This is a genomic window from Natrinema longum (assembly GCF_017352095.1).
GTDB classification, from domain to species: domain Archaea; phylum Halobacteriota; class Halobacteria; order Halobacteriales; family Natrialbaceae; genus Natrinema; species Natrinema longum.
Genome location: NZ_CP071463.1, coordinates 2855032 through 2872606 on the forward strand (window position 1 = coordinate 2855032; position 17575 = coordinate 2872606).

The following is a 17575-nucleotide window of genomic DNA, read 5'->3' on the forward strand; positions in this document are numbered from 1 at the left end:
GATCGATGCTGGTCTCGTCGGTCCGGATGCGTGCGCTCGCGGGCGTCGTCGTGGCCAGCGGCGCGGTCGCCGCGGGCCTCCTCGTCTCGCCGTCGACGATCGTCGGGACCGTCGATTCCCTCGTTGCGGACCCGGTTCGCTTCGGGCTCCTCGTCGCCGGGCTCTACCTCGTGCGACCGCTGCTGGCCTGGCCCACGACGCCCCTCGCGGTCGTCGTCGGCTACGGCTTCGGCGTGGCGGTCGGCGTCCCGGTCGCACTCGCCGGCGTCGTCGTGACCGTCCTCCCCGTGTTCCTCGCCGTCCGATGGGCGACGACACAGCACACTCGAGGCGGGCCGTCCGACCGACCCGAGCGCGACGGCGACGGGGGCGGTCTCCTCGGTCGAACGAGCGCCGTCGTCGCCCGGTACTACGACACGGCGGGGCCGCTCCGTGGGGTCACCGCCTCGCGTCTGGCACCGATTCCGTCGGACGTCGCGACGGGTGCCGCCGCGGTCAGCGAGGTCGAACTCCGACACCTCGTCCTCGGGACGGTACTCGGCGAACTGCCGTGGACGATCGCCGCCGTCACGGTGGGGGCCTCGATGGCGACGATCACCTCGAGCGGCGTCGGCGAACTCGGACTGACGCTCTCGATCGCCTGCGCCGGGGCTGCCGTCGTCCTGCTGGCTGGCCCCGTCTACCGGACGCTTCGGGCGACGAACCGAACGCCAGCGGAGGACACGAGTCGATCGACGGACGGGTGAGTGGTCGATCGGTCGCCGTCGCGATTCCGGGGCCACGCACCGACCGGATTTCTCCCGACGACACGGGGGTTCAACGGAAGGGGTCGCTGCAATCGATAATGACCCCGTGCTGGGGACAGACGTACTTGCAGTGGCGTTTGTACATCGGCGCGTCACAGTGAGGACAGCGCGGTGCACCCGCCGTTCGGTCGCTCGAGCGATCCGCATCGCTGCCACTCGCGGTGGTATCCGTCGTGGCACTCCCAGCACCATCCACACCGTCGGCAGTCATACGAGACGGTTCTCGCCAGCCGGTGCTAAGTGTGGTGTTTGCGGTAGTCTATCGAAATCGAGGGAAAACGCACCGACGAAATACAGCGCCGAAACGGCCTCACTCAGCGCTCAACACTCGCTCCAGCCACAGGATTCGCACGTCTTGCAGCCTTCGGAGAAGTACAGGGTCATCGCGCCACAGTCGGGACACTCCGGCGACTCGCCGGCGTCGATGAGGTCCTGAGTCGTGTCGTCGGCGTCCGCGGGCGCACCGCCTTGCGCGGCGGCCCCACCGCCGTCGGTCTTGGGACCGTCGTAGTCGGCGATCTCGGCGTCGGCCGACTCCTCGAGGGTCTGCTGTTTCGGGTAGGGTTTGTCGATCTCGCCCTCGAGGTACCGGCGCATCGCGGTACCGATGGCGTCCGGGATGGACTGGATCTGTTCGCCCTTGTCCCAGGCCACTTTGGGACTGCGAGTCCCACAGAGTTCGTCGACGATCTCCTCGGGATCGACGCCCGAGCGCAGCGAGGTCGAGATGACCTTCGCCAGGGCCTCGGTAAAGGAGTTCGTGAAGCCACCGGAGTGGCCGATGTTCGCGAACAGTTCGAACGGCTGGCCGGTCTCGGGGTCCTCGTTGATCGTCACGTAGATCTTCCCGTAGCCGGTGTCGATGCGCTGGCTGACGCCCTGCAGGGCGTCAGGTCGCTCGCGCTTTTCGGTGAAGTCGACCTCGACCGGCTGGCGGTCGCCGTCGTCGGTCAGCGAGCCGACGTCTTCTTCGAGGACGTCCCGGACTTCCTCGCTCTCGAGGAACGCCTCGAGGCCGCCGAAGATCTCGTCGATCTGTTCGACCAGGGCCTGGGCGGCTTCGGTCTCGTCTGCGAAGTCGGCGTTGTCCGCGCGCGTGGTCAGCACCTGCTTGCTGCGGGTGCCGTCGCGGTAGTAGGTGACGCCTTTCCCGCCGTTCTCGTAGACCCACTCGAAGACCTCCTTGGCGTCCTCGAGCGTGGAGTCGTTGGGTGCGTTGACCGTCTTGGAGATGGCGGAGTCGACGCCGTTCTGACAGGCACACTGGACCGCCGCGTGCTGTTTCGCGGTGAGGTCCGAGGTGATGACGAAGAGTTCGCCGATCGCGTCCGGAACGGTCGAGAGCCCTTCGACGCCGTCGAACTGGTTGGTGGCCATCTGCTCTTGGGCCTCCTCCTTGACGGCGTCGACGTCGATGTCGTTGGCCTCCAGCGTGCGCAGGAAGTAGTCGTCGAACTCGACTAACATCTCGTCGCCCTGGACGTCGTCGGTGACGTTCTTGTAGTAGGCGACGTTGTAGATCGGCTCACAGCCGCCCGTCGTGTTGCCGACCATCGAGGTCGTCCCGGTCGGGGCGATGGTCGTCACGTTGTGGTTTCGGATCGGGAAGCCGTCGGCCCAGTCGTCGGCGTCCTCGCCGGTCTGGCGCTCGAACCACTCGCGGTACTCGGTCGGGGTCGCGTACTTCGACTCGTCCCAGTCGTTGAACGACCCTCGCTCTTGGGCGAGTTCGTGGCTCTTGGCCTTCGCGCCGTGGTTGATGTGGGTCATCAGCTGGCTGGCGACTTCGTTGCCCTCGTCGCTGCCGTACTTGATGCCGAGCTGGACGTACAGCTGGGCCAGACCCATGACGCCCAGACCGATCTTGCGCATGTCGCGGACCTTCTCCTCGATCTCCTCGACCGGGAAGTCAGACATCGTGACGACGTTCTCGAGGAAGCGCGTGCCGTACTCGATGCGCTCGTCGAACTCCTCGAAGTCGATGGCCTCTTCGAGGAACGCCGAGACGGCCGCTTCCTGGGAGTCGTACTCGGCGGCATGCTCGTCGGACCAGACGCGCCAGTCCGGGGCGTCGAGATCGGCCAGCGTCGAGAGGTTGATGTGGCCGAGGTTACAGGCCTCGTACTCCTCGAGGGGCTGCTCGCCACAGGGGTTGGTCGCGAGCATTCGGTGGTCGTCTTCCTTCTCGACGTCGAAGGAGTGTTCCTTGTTGACTCGCTCGAGGTAGATGACGCCGGGTTCGCCGTTCTCGTGGGCTCCTTGAACGATGCGTTCCCAGACGAGTTCCGCGGGAACGGAGAGCGGTTCGCCGACCTCGACGTGCTCGCCGAGGTCGTAGCGGCTGTACATCTCCTTTGTCTCCTCGGTGGCGATGTGGGGTTCCTCCGTGCGCGGGTTGGTGAAGGTGTACTCCTCGCCGTTCTGGACGGCGTCCATGAAGTCGTCGGTGACGCCGACGGAGATGTTGAAGTTCGAGAGATGGCCCTCGACGGCGTTGCGCAGGTGTTTGGGGACGCGCCCGTCCTCGTCGATCAGGTCCCGGGCTTCCTCGAGGGCCTCCGAGAAGGTCGTGTAGGTGTAGTCGTCGGGGTCGTTCAGTCGCAGCGTGTGCGCCAGCGAGACGTCCTTGTTCTTGGCGTGGATGAACTCGATGACGTCGGGGTGGGAGACGCGCATGATGCCCATCTGGGCACCCCGGCGGGTCCCGCCCTGGGCGATGGTCTCACAGAGCTGGTCGTAGGTTCGCATGAAGGTGATCGGGCCGGAGGCGATGCCGCCGGTCGAGCCGACCGAGTCGCCGTAGGGGCGCAGCTGCCAGAAGCCGTAGCCGACGCCGCCGCCGGACTGGAAGACCTCGGCCGCCTTCTTGGCGGTCTCGTGGATGTCCGAGAGGTCGTCGTCGGGCGACATGACGAAACAGGCCGAAAGCTGCTGGAGTTCGTCGCCGGCGTTCATCAGAGTCGGCGAGTTCGGCATGAACGAAAGCGACTCCATGCCCTCGGTAAAGGTCCCGGCGACGTCCTCGACGTGGCTGCGTACGTCCTCGGGGAGCTCGGGAACGATCGTGTCGTAGGCGAACTTGTTGACGTTGCGCTCGGTGAGCGTCGTCTCGGCGTCGTCGTCGGCGGTGACGCCCTCACCGAAGACCTCCTCGGCGAGGTCGTCCCGGCGCGGGTGGTCGGGCTTGAGTTGATCGGGCGTGACCGTGATCTCGAGGTCACGCTTTTCGGCCTCGTAGACGGCTTCGGCCAGCGCGATGTTCTTGCCGACGCGGTCGAAGAGGTCCTCCTGGGTCTCGATCAGGTCGCCGTTGGCGTCCTTGCGGAGATAACGAGCCGGGAGAATGTTCTGATAGGCGTTGTCGGTCAATCGCTCCTCGAGGGTGTCCCCGTCGGAGCGTTTGATCGGGAGGGTGAGATCGGCCGCAGATAGTTCGGTGTCGCTCATGCGCGCGCCACCTCGTCGCTATACCGGTGCCGCGTGCCGATTCTGCCGTGAGTCGGAGTCCTTGCTCTCATCATTCGTGACGAAGGTTCGGTATTCATGCATCCATCATAAAACGTGGTGTTGTTGTCCTACTTTTCTTGTAGTAATACAAATGTGGTTGTATAGATGGGTCTATAACCTATGATTGCTGGGTCTCCCACGGCCGCCGAGACGGCCGCCTGCGTGGCTATCAATACCTACGCCGTCGATGCTCTTAACCATTTTCAGACCGGGCTGAAAGTGACTGTCACCGACGAAACGGCATCGCAGTCCGGTGATTTTCACTTTTTCATATGAAACCACGACCCAGCCGTTGTCACGACTCAGTCATCCCGTCGAGACAGTCACGGTCTCCAGAAAGATTACGTCCGTGCAGCGTGGGTGGTGTCGTATGATCGATGCACTGACGTCGGCACCACCGGTCCTCCTGGTGTTTGCCCTGCTCGCCGCGTTCGCGGTCGCCGTCATCGCGATCCGGATCGCAATCAAACTGGCCGTCCGCGTCGGAATCGTCGCCGCAGTCGTCCTCGCAGCCCTCTACGCGGTCGGCCAACTCGAGTTGCTTCCCGGCGTCTAGTGGCGGTCCACGCTTGCACCGCAGGTCGAACCGGATCACGCCGCCGGATTCGACCCTGCAGTCGACGGGTGAACGGGACTAGACGCTCGAGAGGAAGTTCTCGATCACGTCGTGGCCCCGTGCCGTGAGTACGCTTTCTGGATGGAACTGCACGCACTCGAGTGGGTACTCTCGGTGGCGCACGCCCATGACGAGCGTCTCCGATTCGTGTTCTGCAGTCGCCGACACCTCGAAGGAGTCGGGCACCTCGGTCGCGATAAGCGAGTGGTAGCGACCCGCCCGAAAGTCCTGCTCGAGCCCCGCGAAGACGCCTTGCCCGTCGTGCTCGACCGCGGAGGCTTTCCCGTGGATCGGTTCGGGTGCCCGGCCGACGCTGCCGCCGTACTCGTAGACGGCGGCCTCGAGCCCCAGACAGACGCCGAGCGTCGGTATCTCCGGAGAGAGTTCCCGAAGCACGTCCATCGTAACGCCGACGTCCCGATCGTTCTTCGGGTGACCGGGTCCGGGACTGATGACGATCGCGTCGGGATCGACGGCGCGGATATCCGCGAGTGAGGCGGTGTTCTTTCGCACCTCAGTCTCGGTGTCCGGCAGTTGGCTGACGTACTCCACGAGGTTGTAGGTAAAGGAGTCGTAGTTGTCGACGAACAGGACCGTGACGGGGTCGGCGTCACCGTCGGCCCGACGACTATCGCCAGTCGCGCTCATCGACTCACCTCTGCCGTCGTTTCGGACTCGTCGTCCGCGTTCGATTCCGCGGCCGGGTGTTCGATCTGCTCGAGCGCGGCGAGGACGCCGCCCATCTTCTTCTCGGTTTCCTCGTACTCGGCGGCCGGATCGCTGTCGGCGACCAGCCCTGCGCCGGCCTGGACCGTGATTCGATCCCGCCCGCCTTCGTCTCGCGGATCGTCCCTCCCCGCTCGCCCATCCGCGGCGCGTGGCACCGCGCCCTCCTCCACCGTTGCGGTCCGAATGACGATCGCGAAGTCCGTGTCGCCGGTCCAGGAGTAGTAGCCGACGCCGCCTCCATAGAGACCGCGTGGCTCGGACTCGAGGTCGTCGATGATCTCCATGGCCCGGATCTTCGGCGCGCCCGAGAGGGTCCCGGCGGGGAACGACGCGCGGGTCGCGTCGAACCCGTCGGCGTCGGCGGCCAGTGTACCCGTCACCGTCGACTCGATGTGCTGGACGTGGCTGTACTTGAGGACGTTCATGAACTCGTCGACGCGGACCGAACCCGGCTCCGAGACGCGGCGCACGTCGTTGCGCGCGAGATCGACCAACATCGTGTGTTCGGCGCGTTCCTTCCCGTCGGCCAGCATCTCCCCTGCGAGCCGGCGGTCCTCGACTGGACTCGAGCCTCGGTTACAGGTCCCGGCGATCGGATTGGACATGACCTCACGACCGCGGACGGAGACGAGCGTCTCGGGACTGGCTCCGACGACTGTCAGGTCGTCGTGGTCGAGGAGATACATGTAGGGCGACGGGTTCACCTCCCGCATCGCCTCGTAGAAGCCGATCGGATCGACGTCGCCGTAGAGTTCCCGCGTCCGCGAGATGACGCCCTGGTAGATGTCTCCGTCGAGGACGTGCTCTTTGGCCTGCCGAACGCTTTCTTCGTACTCCGCTCTGGAACCTGCGATCTCGTCCTCGCGGACGAACCCGCCAGTCTCAGGTCGGTCGGCCTCGCGAAGCGTCGCCGCCACGTCGGCGGCTTCTCGTTGCAGGGCATCGTACACCGCCTCGGGGTCGTCGTCGGCCTCGAGCACGGGCGTAAAGACCAACGAGACCGTCCCGTCGCGCTCGTCGAAGGCCAGCGTTTTCGTCGTCAGCAGGAACTGCGCGTCCGGGAACCGCGAGTCGGGCCGCTCGAGCCCGACCTCCTCGAGCCAGAGGTCGTAGACGGCGTCGTAGGCCAGAAAGCCGACCAACCCGCCCTCGAGGTGCTGGCGCTCGTGGTCGGGCATGTTCGCGAGGCGGACGTCCGGCATCGCGGCTCGAAGCGCGTCGACGGTATCGCCGTCGGCATCGGTCCGGATCGCCGCAAGCGGTGCGTCGTCGGAGAGTGCGTCGACGGTGGCCGCCCCGGATTCGACCGTCACCACGGCCTCGGGGTCGTAGCCGACGTAGGAGTATCGCGCGTGGCGCTCGGCGTCCGCCCCGCTCGGTCGGAACGCGCCGTCGGGATCGCTCGAGGCGGTCTTCTCCGCGCTCTCGAGCAGGAACGCGTACGGCGAGCGCTCGCGATCGATCGCGTCGGAGCGGCCGGTCAGCGCGGCGTAGGCTGCAAGCGGCGTCGTATCACACTCGAGTGTCGCGACGGTGCGGACGACGACGGGCCGATCCCCTCGGTCCGCGTTCGTGCCCGCGTGGTCGCTGAACGTCTCCCGGTCGATGTCGAACGTCGGGTGGGCCGACGCGGATTCGGAATCGTGCATACTGGTCACCGTTACGGCTCGACCGGTTTGCGGGCGTTCTTGGCTCGGTCGACGAACGATCGGATGGCGTCGACGTCCTTGACGCCGCCGCGTTCCTCGACGCCGCTCGCCACGTCGACCGCGAACGGTTCGACGGTCCGGACCGCATCCCCGACGTTCGCCGGCGTGAGTCCGCCCGCGAGGATCAGCGGCGACTCGAGGTCCTCGATTGCCAGTCGGGTCCGATCCCAGTCGTGCGTGCGACCGGTTCCGCCACCGCCGTCCTCGCTTACGGTATCGACGAGGAGGGCGTCGACGATGTCGTCGTAGGCTTGGGCGGCCGTTGGATCGTCGGCGTCGACTGCAAGCAGGAGTTCCGTCTCGAGGTTCGCGCGCAGATATGCGAGGTCACCGGCACACAGTTCGCTGTGAATCTGAATCGCGTCGGGCTCGATCTCATCGACGAGTTCGATCGCCGCCTCGGGATCGGCGGGCATCGTCACGAGCACGCTCGTCACGAACGGCGGCGTGGCCGCTGCAAGCGCCGTGGCCTGCTCGATCGAGACCTCCCGTGGCGTGTCGACCGAGACGTCACAGATGATGCCGACTGCGTCCGCACCCGCGTCGATGGCCGCCGCGAGGTCGGATTCGCTGGTCAGCCCGCAGATTTTGACGCGCGTCATTGTCCCTCGGGCGTGGCCGTCGCGCCACGGAGTTGCTCGAGTTTCCGGGCCGCCTCCTCGGCGTCGATCGCCTCGCGTGCGAGGTCGGCACCGCCCTCCAGCGAGTCGGCTTCCCCGGCGACGTAGATCGCCGCGCCGGCGTTCGCGAGGATGACGTCCCGTTTCGCACCGGTCACCTCGCCCTCGACGATGCCCCGCATGTCGGCCGCGTTCTCCGCTGGCGAGCCACCGGCGATGTCGTCGATGTCGTGTTCCTCGAGACCGAGATCGGCCGGCTCGAGGGTGTACTCCTCGACGGCGTCGCCATCGACTTCTGCGACGACCGTTTCGCCGTGAATAGCGATTTCGTCGGTCCCTGCACCGTGGACGACCAGCGCGTCCTCGACGTCCATTCGAGCCAGCGCGTCCGCGAGGACGGGCACGAGGTCGGGGTCGTAGACGCCGATAACCTGTGCGTCCGCGCCGGCCGGGTTGGTCAGCGGGCCGAGCACGTTGAAGATCGTCCGCATCCCGAGTTCCTTTCGAGGGCCGATGACGGCCTTCATCGCCGGGTGAAACACCGGTGCGAGCATGAAGCCGATGCCGTCCGCCTCGATGGCGTCCTCGACTGCCGGCGGTTCGGCCTCGACGTTCACGCCGACCTCCTCGAGGACATCCGCGCTGCCCGAGGACGACGAGACCGAGTAGTTGCCGTGTTTGGCGATCGGGACGCCGGCCCCCGCGGCGACGATCGCGCTCGTCGTCGAGACGTTGATCGTATCGTAATCGTCGCCGCCCGTCCCACAGGTGTCGACCAGCGGGTCCCGGTCGGGCGCGATCGTCCTGGCCGCGTCGCGCATCCCTTCGGCGAACCCGGCGATCTCGGCTTCCGTCTCGCCTTTCGAACGCAGCGCCGCCAGCAGCGCGCCGATCTGGGCCTCCGTCGCACCCTCGAAAACGGCCGTCGAGGCCGCTCGAGCGTCCGATTGTGTGAGATCCTCCCCGTCAGTGACTCGTTCGACGTATTCCTGCATAGTGGACACCAATGTACGTAGTTGTCTTGTAATGCTCAAATCAGTACATCGACTTAAGCGTATCGACCGGGTGCGTGGTGGCGACTCGCGTACGGGGATCGATTCGAAACCTTCAATTACGGTGGCGGGCAACGAACGAGTGCAGTCAGGAAGCGTGGCGACGCGCGCCACGAACGAACGCAAAACCAGGGTTGGTGGTCTAGTCTGGTTACGACACCTCCTTGACATGGAGGAGGCCGGCAGTTCAAATCTGCTCCAACCCACTACTTCTGCTGCGAGCAAGTTCTCGAGTAGCGAATTCGTCGTGTAGTACTTCCGTCGCGAACGAATCCGTGAGCGGTCGGATCGGCACCGCTTCGATCCGTTGCTACCGACACGACCGAGACCGTGCAGTCGGAACACGGAGGCCGAACAGCCGGTTCTACTCGTGGCTGTACAGGCGTCCGACGACGACGATCACCGCGGCGAGCAGGACGAGGAGGCGTATCGGTTCGGACAGGACCCGAACCGGCCACGGGCCGACGTGACCGAGCCGAACGAACCCGTCCGCGACGTTCACCGCCTGCGTGGTGATGCTCGGGACGCCGACCGCCGTCTCGACGTTCGTCGTCGCGAACGAACTCGGCGGTGACAGGGAGTTCGCCTCGCTGAACGTCTTCGTCACGACGCTCGTCTCGATCGCGACGCTGTTCGTCCCGATCACGCTCGTGCGTTGAGGCCGGCACCGCCATCCGCCACCCGTCGATACGCGAGAACGGACTCGGAGCCGCGTCGTCCCCCTCTTATCGCGAGAAAAGCCCCTTGAGACGGCCGAGCAGTCCGGTCCCGTCGGACCGTCGGTCAGCACTCGAGTCGGCGTCCCCGTCGCGATCGCTCGAGTCGGCAAGCGGGCCGGCGTCGTCGGGATCGATCGAACCGGCGAGCGGGCCGGCGTCGTCGTGGCGAGCCGTTTCGGCAGCGGCCCCGCTGGTGCCCGTCGTCTCGAGGTCGTCCATCGAGAGTTCGACCTCGTCGATGTCGGGAGTCGATTCGCGCCCGTCGCCGGCCTCGGCCGCGCGGACGTCCGCGCCGGTGACGGTTCCGTCCTCGACGCGGGCGGCAAGTTCCTCGAGCGACGGGTCGTCCTCGGCGCTCGCGTCGGTCGCCGCCGAGTCCGCGTCCGTCGCTGCCGAGTCCGCGTCCGTCGACGGCCCGGTGTCGTTCGTTGCCGCCGACGACTGCTCGTCGATATCGGGTCCAGGCTCGGCGGCTGGGATATCCGTCTCGTCGAACTCGGTCGTCACGGCGTCGTCGGCGTCACTCGCCGTCTCGTCGCTCGAGTCCGTCGAGCCGAGGGAGTCGAGGATGTCGTCGACGCTCTCCTCGGAGACGACGCGCTGGGGACCACCGCCGGGCTCGAGGGAATCGCCCGCGTCTGCGTCGTCGGCCGTCGAGGGTCCGTCGGCCGCGGCGGGACTGGATGATCGCTCGTCGCTCATGGTGGGACTCTGTCGCTGCTGGGGACATAATTGTTCCCCTGTACAGGGAGTTCAGGGACCAGCAACCGACGGTCGTCTCGGGTCGGTTCCTACGTGGCCAGCGAGGGACGCGATCGGACGACGTTGAGTACGGCACCGACGAGAATGATGATGCCCGCGAAGTAGAGCCAGGTGACGAAGAGGAGCACGGCACCGACGGCCCCGTAGGCTTCGTACTGGGCGGCGTTTGCCGCGTACAGCTGGAAGCCAAACTGGAGGACGGTCCAGCCGACGGCGGCGAAAACCGTTCCGGGGAGGATCTCGCCCACCTCGACCGGAACGGGCGGGAGGACGTAGTAGATCGGGAGGAAGACGAGGACGAGCCCGGCGAGCAGCGTGAGCCAGCTCACGAACCCGGCGAACGGAACGCTGTCGGCGACGATCCTGAGCGCGGCCCCGATCCCGAGCATCAGGACGAGCGCGCCCGCGCCGGCGACGATCACCGTGAGCCCGTCCCGGATCTGATCGACGAGCGTGTCCTCGGCGACCTCGTCGTAGACGATGTCGAACGCCAGGCTCAGGCCGCGAAAGACCTTGAGCGCGCCCCAGGTCGCGACGACGAGTGCGACGACGGTCGCCTCGGCCCGGCCGGACTCGGTCGTCAGCGCGTCGGCGACCAGTTGCTCGCCCGCTGCCGGAAGGAAGTCGCCGGCGACCCTGATCAGCCGCTGGGCCGTTTGCTCACCACCCAGCAGCGAGCCGACCACGAGCGCGAGCAAGACCAGCGGGATCAGCGAGACGAACGCGTAGTAGGCGAACCCGGCCGCGAGAAAGGTCAGATCGCGGTCGCTCGCCGTCCGATAGATCAGCGTGAGTGACTCGGGGAGTTCCATACAGTCACTCCGACGGTCAGGTCCAATAACGTGTAAGTCGTTCGCAGTTCCTGCGTGAGCCAGTCCCCGGTCCGATCACGCCCGTCCCCAGTCCGGTCACGCCAGTCCTCGGTCCAGTCACCCCGTCCCCGCTCGAGTGAGCGCGTTCCGGACCGTCGACAGCGACTGCATCACCGCTCGTGACAGAAGTTCTGACCGGCGTAAACCGAGCCGTCCGGGCCGATGTAGACGCCGACGCCCGCTCGATCCCAGTGAGGCGTCTCGCCAGTCTCGAGGATCGCTTCCCGGTGGGCCGTGGAGTTCATCCACTGGTTGACCAGCCCGGTCGCGAGGGCGTCGGCGGTTCGGTAGCGGACGACGTCGCCGCTGGAGCGCTCGACGCGCCGATCGACCCACGTCCTGGCGATGTTCTCGCCGTATCCCCGGCAGTAGTCGTCGACGCTCCGGAATCGGTCGTAGGGCTGCTCTCCGTCGGGGTTCGTGTGCGCGAAGTAGTCTTCCTGGGCCATCTCGTAACTGTGGGCGCGTGCGACGGACGCGACCGTCCCGTCCCACTCGAGGGGCTCGAGGCCGTGCTCGGCCCGGCGCTCGTTGATCTCGGCGTGGACGAAGTCCTCGACGGCCGAGGAGGTGACCGTCTCGACGTCGGTTTCGTAACTCGAGTTGCCGGGATCGCTTGGATCGGTTACCGCGGGGTTGCGCTCGCCGGCCGGTGGCGGCTCGGGACTGGGTTCGGCACTGCTCCCGAGTTCGATCCCGTCGACGAGTTGAGGTGCAACCAGTGTGATACCGAGCACGAGCGAGCAGACGATGAGAGCCCCGAGGAAGACTGTTACCAGTCCCCGCAGGAGGCCACGGTCGGGGGGACCGTCAGTATCGATCGCTGTCGTCTCGGATCGCCGGCCGTCCATCGAATTACGTTTTGGTCTGTCGACACAAGATAGTCGCGGACGGTCCCACTCAGTGAGAGACGGCTGGTTGGCTGGCGCGCCGCCGTCGGGGATCGATCCTGGTCGGCGTGGGGGAGCGACCATCCAGTCGACGTGTGAATAAGATATCCGCGGTCAGTGCCGGCCCAGCCGCGACCCGCCCTGGGGGTGCGCCGGGACGTCGGGACAACAGCCCGTCTCAGTCGTCTCCGAAAATCGTCTCGTGGACCCCGACGACGAGTCCGGGGACGACCGCCATGAAGAGGTGTTCCTCGAGCGGGATCCCGGCGATATCGATCCCAGTCCGGAGTTTGATATCGAAGACGCCGACGGCGAGCGTATATCGATCCCAGGCGTAGGCGATCGGGTAGAGCGCGAGGATGGTGATCGCGGCCTTCCGGCAGGCGTGTGCCCGCCGGAGCAACAGGGCGGCGACGGTTCCCCACACGATTTCGGTGACGAGGTAGGTGTAGCGACCGAAAACGCTGATGTCGAGCATTAGCCGCCGATTCAACGGCGTCTATAAAAAGTCTCAGGTCTAGAGCCACCCATATAAAACGGGCAGTATGTTAAATACCCCGGCGGCTCTACGCTCATGTAGAAGGATGAATATCGCTGATATTGCTACCACGGAGTTTATCGAAGTCGATGTTGGAACGCGCATGGGGAAGGTCCGTTCGATGTTCGAGAACGGCAACCCCAAGGGGATCATCGTCACCAACGACGGGGAGTACGAGGGCGTCATCAGCGAGCGAGAGGTCCTCCAGTCCCACGTCGAGGACGACGCCAAGGTGGCGGCGCTCACGAAACCCAGCCGGAGCACGCCCTCGCCCAAGGTCGACCGCCAGGAGGACGTCCGAGAGACCGCACGCGTCCTCGTCGAGAGCAACGCGAAGGTCGCGCCGGTCTTCGAGAACGGCGACCTCTGGGGCGTCATCACCGACGACGCCATCCTCGAGGCCGTCCTCGAGAACCTCGATACGCTGACCGTCGCGGACATCTACACCGACGATCCGGTCACGCTGACCGAGGACGACGGAATCGGGAAGGCGATCAACCTCCTGCGCGAACACGGTATCTCCCGGCTGCCGATTCTCAACGAGAACGGCTACCTCTCGGGGGTCGTGACGACTCACGACATTGCGGACTTCGTCATCCGGGAGAACCACACGACGACGACCGGCGACCGGGTCGGCGACAGCCAGCGCCTGCTCGACGTGCCGGTCTACGACCTCATGACCAGCCCCGTCGAGACGACGACGCTCGACGCGACTGCCAAGGAAGCCGTCGAAGCGATGCTCGAGGACGACTACGCGGGGTTGATGGTCACGCCCGAGGACGACGATCGGCTCGTCATCGGCGTCATCACCAAGACGGACGTCCTGCGCGCGCTGACGTTCACGGAGGAGGAACACATGGACGTTCAGATCACCAACATCTCGATGCTCGACACCATCACCCGTGAATCGATCGTCCAGGACATCGAGGGCGTCGCCGACAAGTACGCCGACATGCAGGTGATGCACGCCCACGTTCGGTTCCACGAGCACAACGAGAAACTCCGTGGCACCCCGCTCGTGCAGTGTCAGATCCGCCTGCGAACCAACAAAGACCAGGTCGCCGGCACCGGCGAAGGCTACGGCTCGGAGAACGCGTTCCGGGTCGCGCTGGACAAACTCGAGCGCAACGTCTTGGAACTCAAAGGCGTCACCAGCGACGAGGAGTACCGCGGCCAGCTCCTGCGGAAGCTCAACCAGATCTAACGGTCCGGCGGCGCTGACCGACCGCTCCCGATCGTATTTGTTCACCGACGGGGAATTCGACCCGACTACTGCCCAGTGGACACGGTTCAGGGCCGCCCCGTCTCGTCTCCGCCCTCGAGTCCCGCATCCGTGATTCGGAACTGGACCGATTCACCGGCGGGTTTCGAGCGGTGTTTCTCGAGGGTCGCACGTCGTTTGCCACCGCGAAACCGTTCGAGGCGGACGACGGCTCCGGTCCAGTGTTCCAAGGTATTGCCACCCAGCCCGCGGGTCCGGTCGGAGTCGGGATCGGCGAAGACCTGGTTCGTCAGGACGACCGCGAGGTCGTGTTTTCGGGCCAGTGAGAGGAGATGCGTCACCTGTCTGGTGACGCTGCGCAGTGCCTCGCCCTCGTCGCCGTCGGCCGTTCGCTCGAGGCGATAGAAGCCGGTCGCGCTGTCGAGGACGATGAGTTCGGCGCGCTCGGCGAACTCCTCGGCGTCGCGGACGGCCTCGGCCTGTTCCTCGAAATCCAGCGCGTCCTCGATGACGATCCGCGAGGCGACGGCCTCGACGTCGTCGGCCTCGCCGTCTCGCGGTGCCCCGGTCCGATCGCGAGCCGGTCCGTCGACCGCGGCCTCGAGCAGCTGCTGGAAGCGGTCGAGCGAGACGCCCTCGGTATCGATGTAGACCGCCGTGCCGCCGTCGACGGCCGTCTCGACGGCGGCCGACAGCGCGAGATTCGTCTTCCCGGCGGCCGGCGGGCCGTACAACTGCGTGACGGTACCGCGTTCGAACCCGCCACCGAGCAACTCGTCGACCGGGCCACAGCCGGTTGAAATCCCCTCGTCGGTCACGGTTCGAGTTGGCGGGGGACGCGCAAAAAGGCCCCGGAACGGGCCGATGAGTTCCACGAGGCTCGAGATCGAGACTCGAGTCGACGATGGATGTCAGTCCGATATAACTGGTGGAGACGCCGTGTTCCCACGGTGAAATCCGAGGGATCGCGTACGTTTATTCGTCACGGGAGCGAAGTCCAGCCCGTGATCGTCGTCGCCACGACGGACTTCGAGGTGTACCACGGCGTCGTCAACGAGCTTCGCGAGCGCGGAACGGCGTTTACGACCCTCGAGCCCGACGAAGCGCTGCCCGAGCGAGCCACCGTCGTCGTCACCGGGGCCGACAACGCCGAGACGTTCGCGGACGCGACGACGATCGTCGCCGATCCGGCCGAGCCACGGCGTGCGGTCGATCAGGCGCTGGCCGCGGTTCGGGGCAACGGCGGTCGGACGGTCATCGGCGTCGATCCGGGCCAACGACCCGGCATCGCCGTGCTCGCTGGCGAGACGATCGTCGCCGCCTTTCAGGTCCCGCTGGGCGACGCCGTCGACGTGATCCAACGCGAGGCCGCCGACGCCCCGTCGCCGATCGTCCGGATCGGCGACGGCTCCCGCCTCGAGAGCGCGAAGCTCGTCAACGAACTCGACGACGTGACGGTCGAACTCGTCGACGAAACCGGGACGACCCCGTATCTCGGGACGGGTGCCCGAGGGATGGGAGACGTCCTCGCCGCGGTCAACATCGCCCGACTCGAGGGGAACGTCGTCGATGCACGCGAGATCGAACCGACGGACGGCGAGATTCAGGTGATCAAGGACCGCTCCCGCGAGGAGAGCGAGCACAATCGGGCGATCGACGAGCTACTCGCCCGTCGAGTCGCTGCCGGCGAGTTGACCATCGACGAGGCACTCGCCGAGCATCGCGACGACGACGCCGCGACGGAGACGGCAGAAACGGACGGCTCCGACGGAGCGTAGCCACCCCGTCGAACTGCGGTTCGTCGGTCCGAGCTGAACGCACGTGGAACGGCGTCCCCGATCGCCGAGCAGAGCTCCCGAGGGAGTCGCCGAAAGAAACGGAAACTGTCGGTCACGTCGGTCGAAAACCGACCGTGTGACGGACTGTAATTATGCGCCGACCCAGGCGTTCGTCGAGGCGACGGACGTGAACTGGATGTTCTCGTTCTCCTGCATGGTGATCTGCGAGCTGCCGGCACTCTCTCCGTCTTCGGCGACCGCGACGGAGGTGTGTTGCTCGTTGACGTTCTCCTGGGCGATGAACTGGTGTTGTACGATCGCCGCGCTCGCCGTCTGATCGCCGTCGTTCGTCTGCGTGGCGTTGCCGGCGTAATCGTACGACATGCCGGGGTTGGAGTCGCCCGCATTGCCGTCGATCGTCGCCGTCGTACTCGAGGTTCGGGTGATGTCGTCGGAGACGTAGCCCGGACTCGCGTAGACGTTGAGTGCGTCGGCGTAGGCGATCTGAGCGTTGTAGTTTTGCTGGTAGGCCATCTGGACGGCCGTGGCATCGCTGCCGTTCTGTGCGATCGCCATGGCGCTGTTTTGCAGGTTGATGTTTTGCTGCTCGACCTCCTGCTCTTGGGCCACGCCGGCGGTCGCCGTCTGCTCACCCCCGTCGTCGCTTTTCTTGTCGGGTTTGTGCGTGTCGGTGTGCGTCGAGAGGACGTCACTGCTCACGTTACCCGCGGTCGCGATGTTCATCCCGGCGCTCGAGGCCAGCAGATTCGTGGCGTCGGCACTTCCGAGCTGTTCGTTGAGGTTGCTCTGGTCGGTGAACTGAATCGCCGTGGCGGTGCTGTTCTCGCCGACCGCGATGGCGACGGCACCGCGCTGTTCGTTGAGGTTCGCCTGCTCGACGTCCTGTTGTTGCGTAACCGTCGCGTCAGCGTCCTGGCCGGTGGACGGACCGTGATCACCCGACTTGTCCTTCTTGTGGCCGAACTCGCCGTCGCCGAGGTAGACGTTGGACGCGTTGGCGACCCCCTCCTGGAGGTTCTCGTTGCGCTGGTAGGACTGCTGGACGGCGGTCGCCTCGCTGTCGTCGACGGCGAGGGCGAAGGCGGTACTCTGGTTGTTGTAGTTGACCTGAGCGACCTCCTGTGACTGGGTCACGGAAGCGAGGGCCTCCTGGGTGATCGTCTCGTCGTCACCCTTCTTGTCTTTGACCCCCCAGCCGTCGAACTGTTGGTCGCCGCCGTTACCGATGATGATGTTGACGTCGCCGACGTCTTCGAACTGTGTTTGTGCGCTCTGCAGGCGACTCTCGGCGTTGGCCGACCCGCGCTGTTCGTTGTCGTTGTACTGGTTTGCCTCCTGAATGGCGGTTGCATCGCCACCGTCGATCGAGATCGACACCGCCGAGCCTTGCTCGTTGATGTTGACCTGATCGACGTCCTGATACTGGATGACTTCGGCCGCGGAGTCGGCTTCGCCCTCCGCGTGCTCGTCGATATAGTCTTCGAGCGACTGCTCACCGAGGTCCGCCCCGAAAACCAGGTACAGCTCCTCGCCGTCCTCGAGCGCGTGGACCGTTCCGTTCTCGAGGTCGCCGTCGCCCCCCGCAGCGGCCGTCGGCACACCGGCCGCTACCATCGACAAGGCGACCATACAGGCGATAAGGAGTGTCGTAGTTCGTGAGCGTCTCGTTGTCTTGTTTCTCATTGATCGTTTGATTTGTGTCGTGATTGTGATTTCTTGCTAGGTCTGTGCGTC

Annotated in this window: 16 protein-coding genes, 1 tRNA gene and 1 pseudogene; 6 read left to right on the forward strand and 12 right to left on the reverse strand. The window is 65.7% G+C overall.

What is annotated here, in order from left to right; translation table 11 throughout:
• The first annotated feature begins 5 nt into the window (after window positions 1–5).
• Window positions 6–746 carry a TVP38/TMEM64 family protein gene (locus J0X27_RS14100; RefSeq protein ID WP_207269803.1) on the forward strand — a complete coding sequence of 247 codons (741 nt, stop codon included), beginning with the start codon at window positions 6–8 and terminating at the stop codon, window positions 744–746.
• A 70-nt stretch (window positions 747–816) separates the two neighbouring features.
• Here the strand turns inward: J0X27_RS14100 and J0X27_RS14105 are convergent, their stop codons facing one another.
• Both J0X27_RS14105 and J0X27_RS14110 read right to left on the reverse strand, forming a co-directional pair.
• The gene (locus J0X27_RS14105; RefSeq protein ID WP_207269804.1) at window positions 817–1017 is read right to left on the reverse strand and encodes an HVO_2523 family zinc finger protein; all 201 of its coding nucleotides are present in this window, start codon (window positions 1015–1017) and stop codon (window positions 817–819) included.
• A gap of 110 nt (window positions 1018–1127) precedes the next feature.
• Window positions 1128–4253 carry an adenosylcobalamin-dependent ribonucleoside-diphosphate reductase gene (locus J0X27_RS14110; RefSeq protein ID WP_207269805.1) on the reverse strand — a complete coding sequence of 1042 codons (3126 nt, stop codon included), beginning with the start codon at window positions 4251–4253 and terminating at the stop codon, window positions 1128–1130.
• Between the two features lie 430 nt (window positions 4254–4683).
• Between J0X27_RS14110 and J0X27_RS14115 the strand changes: the two genes are divergently transcribed.
• Window positions 4684–4869, forward strand: a complete 186-nt coding sequence (locus J0X27_RS14115) for a hypothetical protein (RefSeq protein ID WP_207269806.1) — start codon at window positions 4684–4686, stop codon at window positions 4867–4869.
• Between the two features lie 78 nt (window positions 4870–4947).
• On the opposite strand, the gene trpG is transcribed toward J0X27_RS14115, so the two are convergent.
• The 4 genes from trpG to trpD are packed head-to-tail and all read right to left on the reverse strand — an operon-like array spanning window position 4948 to window position 8982.
• Complete coding sequence (gene trpG, locus J0X27_RS14120; protein ID WP_207269807.1) at window positions 4948–5577, reverse strand: anthranilate synthase component II; 630 nt, start codon at window positions 5575–5577, stop codon at window positions 4948–4950.
• Window positions 5574–7307 (reverse strand): anthranilate synthase component I, encoded by a 1734-nt coding sequence (trpE, locus tag J0X27_RS14125; protein ID WP_207269808.1) that lies wholly within the window; start codon window positions 7305–7307, stop codon window positions 5574–5576. The genes trpG and trpE overlap by 4 nt, the downstream gene beginning before the upstream one ends.
• 11 nt (window positions 7308–7318) lie before the next feature.
• Window positions 7319–7969 (reverse strand): phosphoribosylanthranilate isomerase, encoded by a 651-nt coding sequence (locus tag J0X27_RS14130; protein ID WP_207269809.1) that lies wholly within the window; start codon window positions 7967–7969, stop codon window positions 7319–7321.
• Entirely contained in the window at window positions 7966–8982 is a 1017-nt protein-coding gene (gene trpD, locus J0X27_RS14135) for an anthranilate phosphoribosyltransferase (protein ID WP_207269810.1), read from the reverse strand. The genes J0X27_RS14130 and trpD overlap by 4 nt, the downstream gene beginning before the upstream one ends.
• Before the next feature lie 188 nt (window positions 8983–9170).
• On the opposite strand from trpD, the gene J0X27_RS14140 reads away from it, so the two are divergent.
• Together J0X27_RS14140 and J0X27_RS17980 are read left to right on the forward strand one after the other, a co-directional pair.
• Window positions 9171–9245 (forward strand) — tRNA-Val (locus J0X27_RS14140).
• 282 nt (window positions 9246–9527) lie between these two features.
• Window positions 9528–9698 (forward strand): annotated as a pseudogene (locus J0X27_RS17980) (AEC family transporter); the annotation flags it as partial.
• 66 nt (window positions 9699–9764) lie between these two features.
• On the opposite strand, the gene J0X27_RS14150 reads toward J0X27_RS17980, so the two are convergent.
• From J0X27_RS14150 to J0X27_RS14165, 4 genes are all read right to left on the reverse strand, one after another.
• The gene (locus tag J0X27_RS14150; protein WP_207269812.1) at window positions 9765–10460 is read right to left on the reverse strand and encodes a hypothetical protein; all 696 of its coding nucleotides are present in this window, start codon (window positions 10458–10460) and stop codon (window positions 9765–9767) included.
• Window positions 10461–10549: 89 nt separating this feature from the next.
• Window positions 10550–11332, reverse strand: coding sequence for a YihY/virulence factor BrkB family protein (locus J0X27_RS14155; RefSeq protein ID WP_207269813.1), 783 nt, complete (start codon window positions 11330–11332; stop codon window positions 10550–10552).
• Window positions 11333–11502: 170 nt separating this feature from the next.
• A complete protein-coding gene (locus J0X27_RS14160; protein ID WP_207269814.1) occupies window positions 11503–12243 on the reverse strand; it encodes a CAP domain-containing protein in 741 nt (246 codons plus the stop codon).
• Window positions 12244–12460: 217 nt separating this feature from the next.
• Window positions 12461–12760: a lycopene cyclase domain-containing protein gene (locus tag J0X27_RS14165; protein WP_207269815.1), complete on the reverse strand. Its 300-nt coding sequence runs from the start codon at window positions 12758–12760 to the stop codon at window positions 12461–12463.
• Window positions 12761–12866: 106 nt separating this feature from the next.
• Between J0X27_RS14165 and J0X27_RS14170 the strand changes: the two genes are divergently transcribed.
• Window positions 12867–14024, forward strand: coding sequence for a CBS domain-containing protein (locus J0X27_RS14170; protein WP_207269816.1), 1158 nt, complete (start codon window positions 12867–12869; stop codon window positions 14022–14024).
• An 86-nt stretch (window positions 14025–14110) separates the two neighbouring features.
• On the opposite strand, the gene radB is transcribed toward J0X27_RS14170, so the two are convergent.
• Entirely contained in the window at window positions 14111–14860 is a 750-nt protein-coding gene (gene radB, locus J0X27_RS14175; RefSeq protein ID WP_207269817.1) for a DNA repair and recombination protein RadB, read from the reverse strand.
• A gap of 186 nt (window positions 14861–15046) precedes the next feature.
• Here radB and J0X27_RS14180 point away from each other — a divergent pair, with 186 nt between their 5' ends.
• Window positions 15047–15820, forward strand: a complete 774-nt coding sequence (locus tag J0X27_RS14180) for a hypothetical protein (RefSeq protein WP_207269818.1) — start codon at window positions 15047–15049, stop codon at window positions 15818–15820.
• A gap of 150 nt (window positions 15821–15970) precedes the next feature.
• Here the strand turns inward: J0X27_RS14180 and J0X27_RS14185 are convergent, their stop codons facing one another.
• Window positions 15971–17470 (reverse strand): hypothetical protein, encoded by a 1500-nt coding sequence (locus tag J0X27_RS14185; protein WP_207269819.1) that lies wholly within the window; start codon window positions 17468–17470, stop codon window positions 15971–15973.
• Between the last annotated feature and the right edge of the window lie 105 nt (window positions 17471–17575).

Excerpts from the sequence above, each read along its gene's own strand:
- J0X27_RS14185 (WP_207269819.1), bottom strand. The coding sequence starts at position 17,470 with ATGGTCGCCTTGTCGATGGTAGCGGCCGGTGTGCCGACGGCCGCTGCG.
- J0X27_RS14155 (WP_207269813.1), bottom strand. The coding sequence starts at position 11,332 with ATGGAACTCCCCGAGTCACTCACGCTGATCTATCGGACGGCGAGCGAC.
- trpG (WP_207269807.1), bottom strand. The coding sequence starts at position 5,577 with ATGAGCGCGACTGGCGATAGTCGTCGGGCCGACGGTGACGCCGACCCC.
- J0X27_RS14110 (WP_207269805.1), bottom strand. The coding sequence starts at position 4,253 with ATGAGCGACACCGAACTATCTGCGGCCGATCTCACCCTCCCGATCAAA.
- J0X27_RS14160 (WP_207269814.1), bottom strand. The coding sequence starts at position 12,243 with ATGGACGGCCGGCGATCCGAGACGACAGCGATCGATACTGACGGTCCC.
- J0X27_RS14105 (WP_207269804.1), bottom strand. The coding sequence starts at position 1,017 with ATGACTGCCGACGGTGTGGATGGTGCTGGGAGTGCCACGACGGATACC.
- J0X27_RS14170 (WP_207269816.1), top strand. The coding sequence starts at position 12,867 with ATGAATATCGCTGATATTGCTACCACGGAGTTTATCGAAGTCGATGTT.
- J0X27_RS14115 (WP_207269806.1), top strand. The coding sequence starts at position 4,684 with ATGATCGATGCACTGACGTCGGCACCACCGGTCCTCCTGGTGTTTGCC.
- J0X27_RS14130 (WP_207269809.1), bottom strand. The coding sequence starts at position 7,969 with ATGACGCGCGTCAAAATCTGCGGGCTGACCAGCGAATCCGACCTCGCG.
- trpD (WP_207269810.1), bottom strand. The coding sequence starts at position 8,982 with ATGCAGGAATACGTCGAACGAGTCACTGACGGGGAGGATCTCACACAA.
- J0X27_RS14100 (WP_207269803.1), top strand. The coding sequence starts at position 6 with ATGCTGGTCTCGTCGGTCCGGATGCGTGCGCTCGCGGGCGTCGTCGTG.
- J0X27_RS14150 (WP_207269812.1), bottom strand. The coding sequence starts at position 10,460 with ATGAGCGACGAGCGATCATCCAGTCCCGCCGCGGCCGACGGACCCTCG.
- trpE (WP_207269808.1), bottom strand. The coding sequence starts at position 7,307 with ATGCACGATTCCGAATCCGCGTCGGCCCACCCGACGTTCGACATCGAC.
- J0X27_RS14165 (WP_207269815.1), bottom strand. The coding sequence starts at position 12,760 with ATGCTCGACATCAGCGTTTTCGGTCGCTACACCTACCTCGTCACCGAA.